The sequence below is a fragment of the Micromonospora yasonensis genome (genome assembly GCF_026013475.1).
In the GTDB taxonomy this organism is placed as follows: Bacteria; Actinomycetota; Actinomycetes; order Mycobacteriales; family Micromonosporaceae; genus Micromonospora; species Micromonospora yasonensis.
This window is the reverse complement of record NZ_JAPDPH010000331.1, coordinates 1-5,557: the sequence shown is the minus strand read 5'-3', so window position 1 is coordinate 5,557 and position 5,557 is coordinate 1. Positions and strand designations below refer to the sequence as shown.

7 protein-coding genes are annotated in these 5,557 nt (G+C 74.1%); 3 read left to right on the top strand and 4 right to left on the bottom strand.

Translation table 11 applies throughout. From position 1 onward, the window contains the following. Together ONA70_RS34275 and ONA70_RS34270 are read right to left on the bottom strand one after the other, a co-directional pair. Positions 1-349 (bottom strand): OB-fold nucleic acid binding domain-containing protein (locus tag ONA70_RS34275; protein WP_265010637.1); only part of this gene is annotated, 349 nt, incomplete at its 3' end. Between the two features lie 108 nt (positions 350-457). After that, positions 458-1,306: a hypothetical protein gene (locus ONA70_RS34270; RefSeq protein WP_265010636.1), complete on the bottom strand. Its 849-nt coding sequence runs from the start codon at positions 1,304-1,306 to the stop codon at positions 458-460. 168 nt (positions 1,307-1,474) lie between these two features. Between ONA70_RS34270 and ONA70_RS34265 the strand changes: the two genes are divergently transcribed. Together ONA70_RS34265 and ONA70_RS34260 are read left to right on the top strand one after the other, a co-directional pair. Then, on the top strand, positions 1,475-2,176 hold the full coding sequence (locus tag ONA70_RS34265; protein ID WP_265010635.1) for a hypothetical protein: 702 nt from the start codon (positions 1,475-1,477) through the stop codon (positions 2,174-2,176). Between the two features lie 78 nt (positions 2,177-2,254). Beyond that, positions 2,255-2,956 (top strand): DUF998 domain-containing protein, encoded by a 702-nt coding sequence (locus ONA70_RS34260; RefSeq protein WP_265010634.1) that lies wholly within the window; start codon positions 2,255-2,257, stop codon positions 2,954-2,956. Positions 2,957-3,075: 119 nt separating this feature from the next. Here ONA70_RS34260 and ONA70_RS34255 read toward each other — a convergent pair whose 3' ends face one another. Both ONA70_RS34255 and ONA70_RS34250 read right to left on the bottom strand, forming a co-directional pair. Then, positions 3,076-4,125, bottom strand: coding sequence for a S1 family peptidase (locus ONA70_RS34255; RefSeq protein ID WP_265010633.1), 1,050 nt, complete (start codon positions 4,123-4,125; stop codon positions 3,076-3,078). Between the two features lie 275 nt (positions 4,126-4,400). After that, positions 4,401-4,874 (bottom strand): winged helix-turn-helix transcriptional regulator, encoded by a 474-nt coding sequence (locus ONA70_RS34250; RefSeq protein ID WP_265010632.1) that lies wholly within the window; start codon positions 4,872-4,874, stop codon positions 4,401-4,403. A 56-nt stretch (positions 4,875-4,930) separates the two neighbouring features. Here ONA70_RS34250 and ONA70_RS34245 point away from each other — a divergent pair, with 56 nt between their 5' ends. Further along, complete coding sequence (locus tag ONA70_RS34245; RefSeq protein ID WP_265010631.1) at positions 4,931-5,440, top strand: PaaI family thioesterase; 510 nt, start codon at positions 4,931-4,933, stop codon at positions 5,438-5,440. Positions 5,441-5,557 lie beyond the last annotated feature (117 nt).

Sequence of the window (5,557 nt, the reverse complement as noted above, 5' to 3'; positions counted from 1 at the left end):
AGTCGTCGCCGGCCTCGACCTGGTCGTCGACCGGCAGCGGCAGCGGCGCGGCCTCGGAGAGCACCTCCAGCGCGGTCGCGCTCACCTCGACCTCGCCGGTCGGCAGGTCGGGGTTCTCGTTGCCCTCCGGGCGGCGGGTCACCTCGCCGGTGACCGTCACGCAGAACTCGTTGCGCAGCGCGTGCGCGTCCTCCTCGCGGAAGACGACCTGCACCACGCCGGAGGCGTCGCGCAGGTCGACGAAGATGACACCGCCGTGGTCGCGCCGGCGGGCCACCCACCCGGCGAGCGTCACCGTCGAGCCGGCGTCCGCCGCGCGCAGGCTTCCGGCATTGTGGGTACGGATCACGGCTTGCGTCTCCTCATCGCTGAACGGGGCTGCCCCCGCATTCTGTCAGCTCCGCGGAGCGCGCCCCGCGCCACCCGGCAACCCGGTCCCCCTGGTGACCGACCGGGATCAGGCGTCGGGGATGTCCCAGCCGGTCACCTGGAGCGTGGCGGCGCCGTCGTTGGCCACGCCCACCACCTCGATCAGCGCCATCCGCCACGGCCGCCCGTGCGCCTTGGCGTCGCCGTAGTCGGTGGTGATACATATCGCGGTGCCCTTGCGTACCGGGACCGCCTGGTTCTCGGCGATCAGGGCGGTACGGATCTTGTCGGCGCACTCCTGCGGCCGCATCCCGGACGTGGCCACGTCGGTGCCCTCGACACCGTCCTCCAGCCGCAGCGTCGACGGTTCGTTGCCGCAGCCCCTGGTGAACCGGATGTCCGCGCCGTTGCTGTCGTTCTGCGCCCGGGCCTCGTCCACGTCCGCGTACATCGAGTCGGCGCAGTTGGCCTTGAGAACCAGCGACTCCTTCTCGTACCGGGGCCGGTAGTTGGTCCGCGCGTCGAGCGCCGGCGCCTCACCGGGAGACCGTGGCGTGTCCTCCGGGGTCGCGCTGTCGGCGCTGGTCGGCGCGCTCGTGGCCGGCTGCCCGCCGGTCGCCGACGGGCCGGCTGCCGCTCCGGGCTGCAGGGCGATCGCCTTCGCGTCCTCGGCCTGGTCGATGGCCCGCCACGCGAAGACCGCCGAACCGAAGGCGAGCAGGAGGGCGAGCCCGGCGACGCCCAGGGCGAGCAGGGTCAGCCCCTGGCCGGCCGGCCGAGGCGCTGCGGCGGGCCGGCCGGAGACGCCACCGGCGGGCGGGCTCGCGGCGGGCCGACCGGGGACGCCGGGTCCGGGCGGCGCGGCGGCGCCGGCGGGGGGCGGGCTCGCTCCCGGGAAGGTCGGCTGGGCGTCGTTCGGCCCGCGGGACTCGCTCATGGGCGGTTCTCCTGAACAGGTGGCGTCGGACGAGCTGCGTTTGTCGCAGGTCGGGGAGGGTGCGCTGTCGCCAAGCGGACAGCGCGGGTACGCGGAGTCGCTTGTGGATCGTCGTGATGATAGAAACACGGGCGCAATCGCGTCGACCACAGACGAGCGGGGAGAGACGTGGCGACCGTCGACAAGGAGCAGCCCGTCGAGACCGACCGGGCCAGGGGCGATGGCGGACCGCGGTGGGGGCTCTGGTTCACCACGGCCGCCACGGTCCTCGGCATCCTCCTCGCCGGTGGTTCCCTGCTGCGGGACTACTTCGGCTGGGAGCGACACCCGGACCCGGGAAGTACGACCCCGGCCGGCGCGAACGTCACGCCGGGTTCGGGTGGGACGACCGCCGCCCCGACCGGGACGCCGGTCGCCGGGACGTCGGCCCCCGCTCCGGCGTCGGTGCACGTCGACAGCCTGCAGCTGAAGGCCGGTGCCGCCAACCTCGTCCCGCTCCCCCGGTCGCTCAAGGGCCTGCCTGGTCTCGACCGGGCGATCACCGTCCGGTGCCCGGAGAACACCGCCCAGGACCAGCAGCGCGCGGTGACCTACGAACTGCTGCGCCGCCACCAGGACCTCACCCTCGGGATCCAGGCGTACTCGCCGGACGACCCGCGGGCGAAGGTGCGGGTGACGGTGTACGTCGCCGTCAAGCGCCCGGACGACAGTGTGGACCGGCTGCGGCGCGGCAGCGCGGACGCCCAGCAGGGCGTGCCAGGCAGCCTCACGGCCGACGTGGCCGGCGCCGACGACCTCATCCTGGAGGTGACCTGCGAGTTGCCGACCTCGGTCGTGGTGCTCGCCGACGCCCGGGTCACGCCGGCCTGATCCGGGGCGCGGGCTGGTGCCCGCACCCGCCGCTCGTGTCGGGCCCGTGACCGCTCGGAAGGCGGTTACCGTGGCCGGATGCGAGCCGTACCGGGGTGGGCCGTTGCCACGGCCACGGCAGCGCCCGTCCTACTGGTGGCCGGCTGGACAGTGGCGGCGGCGCGGCAACCGTCCGGGTACGACCCGGTCCGGGACACGCTCAGCGAGCTGGCCGGCCCGGGCGCGACCGACCCGTGGATCATGACCGGCTGCCTGGTCCTGCTCGGCTGCTGCTATTTGACCACCGCCGCCGTGCTGCACGCCGCGGGGCTGCCGGCCCGGTTCCTGCTCGCCGTCGGTGGGGCGGCCACCGTCGCGTTGATCGCCTTCCCGCGCCCGCGGGTCGGCGGCTCGCTGGCGCACGGCACCGTGGCGACGGTCGCCGTGCTCGCCCTGGTGCTCTGGCCGGCCGGGGCGGCCCTGCGGCTACCCGGGGCGGCAGTCCGGGCCGAGCCGCCGTGGGCGTTCCGGCGGCCGGTGGCGCTGGCCGTGACGACGCTGCTGCTGGCCCTCTTCGGCTGGTTCGTGGTGGAGGTGACCGGCGGGTCCCGGACCGGTCTGGCGGAACGGGTGAGTGCGGTGGCGGTCGCCCTCTGGCCGCTACTCGCGCTGCTCTCCGCCCGCCGGGCGCACCGCCGATGGTCCGCCGCGCAGGTGGCGCCGGCCCACCGCGCCGGGGGCCGGGCAGGCCGACCGGGCGAACCTCCGGCCGGTGCGGGTCGGCCGGCGACAGGTGGCTGACCGGTCACGTCCCGCCGGGGCCGCAACCCGACCGGCCGGCACGTGTCCTGCCAGGGCCCGACCGCGGGCTGACATGCGGAGCGGGCCGCCGGTCGCCCGGCGGCCCGCTCGCGAGGCGATCAGTAGACGCTGACGCCGTAGACGCTCAGCGGCTCGGTGACCGGCTGGAAGTAGGTGGTGCCGCCGGTGGTGCAGTTGCCGCTGCCACCGGAGGTGAGGCCCAGGGCGGTGCTGCCGGCGAAGAGCGAGCCACCGCTGTCGCCACCCTCGGCGCAGACGTTGGTCTTGATCAGGCCGTAGACGCTGCCCTCGGCGTAGTTCACCGTCGCGTTGGTGGCCGAGACGCTGCCGCTGCGCAGGCCGGTGGTGCTGCCGGAGCGCTTGACGGCCTGGCCGACGTACGCGTTGCCGGCCGCGGTGATGTCCTGGTAGGTGCCGTTGTAGAGGTAGACGTTGCCCGGCTGCGAGGCGATGCTGTACCGCACGATGCCGTAGTCGTTGCCCGGGAAGCTGGTGCCGGCCCGGCTACCCAGCACGGACGTCTGGCTGGAGTTCGAGTACCAGGTCGAGCCCAGGTTGGTGCAGTGCCCGGCGGTCAGGAAGTAGTAGACGCCGGAGCCGCTGCGCACGTTGAAGCCGAGCGAGCAGCGGTAGCCGCCGGTGTAGATGGCCTGGCCGCCGGAGATGCGGGTGGTCAGCACGCCGGGCTCGGCCTCGATCCGGACCGTGCCCCCGGTGCGGGCGGCGGCGGCCTTGACCCGCTCCAGCTTGGCGCCGGTGACCGTGCTGTCCACGGAGACCACGACCTGGTTGGTGGCCGGGTCGGTCCACCAGGCGGTGCCGGGGATCTTGGCGGAGCGCTCCAGCTCGGCGGTCGCGGCGTTGAGCTTGTCGGCGCCGCGGCTGACGAGCTTCGGGGTCGCGCCGGCGGCGCGCACCTGGCGGGCGGCCGCGGCGTCGGTCACCGCGACGATCATCTTGCCGCTGGCGTCGGCGTACGTGCCGGCGGCGCGGTCGCCGAGCTGGGCGGCGAGCGCGGCGGCGGCGTCCGGCGAGGCGGGCGAGGCAGGGGCCGCCTGGGCGGGTGCGCCGAGCAGCGAGCCGGTGACCAGGGTGCCGGCCACGGCGATGACCGCGGCACGGCGCAGCGAGGACCTCGTGGGTCGCATGTAACAACCTCCGTAAGGGGGGTGACGGGCGCCGTCACAGGAACGCGCCCGGGGGCAACCCGGCCGACCTGGGGAAACCGGCCGAGCGACCCAAGTATTCACATATTTAAGATCCTAAGCAAGCCATCGCTTTGCCCGAATTCACCCCACCACCCCTGGGTAACCGCGCCGCGACAGGCGGTGACAGGCGTCGATGTCCCGCTCGCCCCGTCCCGGCACCGTACGGCGCGAACACCCGGACGTCGCGGACCTTTTCGTGGCCCCGCAGCAGCGCCTCAGACCCGGGGCCGGGCCCCCGGTCCCGGCCGGGGCAGCACGTCCCGCGGGTCGGTCACCTCGTGCCCCTCGGCGCAGCGCAGCGCGACCCGGACCTCGGCCCCGCAGTCGCGGTGGTTGACCGCGAGGGGCGAGCCGTCCGGATCGGCCAGGTAGCGGTCGCCCCAGCCGAGCACCGCCACCAGCACCGGCCACAGGTCGAGCCCCTTGTCGGTGAGCCGGTACTCGTGCCGCACCCGGCTGCCCGGCTCCCGGTAGGGCTCCCGGCGCAGCACCCCCTGCTCGACCAGCATGGCGAGCCGGTTGGTGAGCACCTGTCGGGGGATGCCGGTGCGCACCCGCATGTCGTCGAAGCGGCGCACGCCGCTGAAGACCTCGCGGAGCACGACCAGGGTCCACCGCTCGCCGAGGATCTCCATGGCGCGGGCGATGGTGCAGTTCTCCACCGACCAGTCCAGCGCGGCAGGTCTCATGCCGACCAGGCTAGGTCTGATTGACAGACTCAGCAATGCGCTGCGAGGCTGAGTCCATGACGCAGACGCAGGACCGCAGCCGTACCTTCTCCTGGTCCGACCCGATTGCCGGGGCCGCGCACATCGGTCGCCGCAGCGGCCTGGAGCTGCTGCGCGCGATGATCGACGGCGAGCTGGCCGCCCCGCCGGTGATGCACCTGATCGACATGTCCCGGATGGCGGCGGACGAGGGTCGCGTCGCCGTCGAGCTGGTGCCGCAGGAGTTCCACTACAACCCGCTCGGCACGGTGCACGGCGGGATCATCTCCACCCTGCTGGACACCGCCGCCGGCTGCGCGGTGCACACCACCCTGCCGGCCGGCGTCGGCTACACCTCGCTGGACCTGAACGTGAAGTTCCTCCGCCCGGTCACGGTGGCCAGCGGCACGCTGCGCTGCGAGGGCACGGTGCTCCAGCGCGGCCGCCGCACCGCCCTGGCCGAGGCCCGCCTGACCGACACCAAAGCCCGCCTCATCGCCCACGCCACCTCCACCTGCCTCCTCCTCCCTCTCGACAGCCCCGCCTGACCTCCCCACCCCACCCCGCCGATCTTGCACTTCGGGTTGCTGATACAGGCTCGTTCGCGGCTTTTGCCGGCACCGCAACTGCAAGATCGCCGGGGCGGGGACCCGGGGGGCGGGGGA

Excerpts from the sequence above, each read along its gene's own strand:
- ONA70_RS34270 (WP_265010636.1), bottom strand. The coding sequence starts at position 1,306 with ATGAGCGAGTCCCGCGGGCCGAACGACGCCCAGCCGACCTTCCCGGGA.
- ONA70_RS34260 (WP_265010634.1), top strand. The coding sequence starts at position 2,255 with ATGCGAGCCGTACCGGGGTGGGCCGTTGCCACGGCCACGGCAGCGCCC.
- ONA70_RS34255 (WP_265010633.1), bottom strand. The coding sequence starts at position 4,125 with ATGCGACCCACGAGGTCCTCGCTGCGCCGTGCCGCGGTCATCGCCGTG.
- ONA70_RS34250 (WP_265010632.1), bottom strand. The coding sequence starts at position 4,874 with ATGAGACCTGCCGCGCTGGACTGGTCGGTGGAGAACTGCACCATCGCC.
- ONA70_RS34245 (WP_265010631.1), top strand. The coding sequence starts at position 4,931 with ATGACGCAGACGCAGGACCGCAGCCGTACCTTCTCCTGGTCCGACCCG.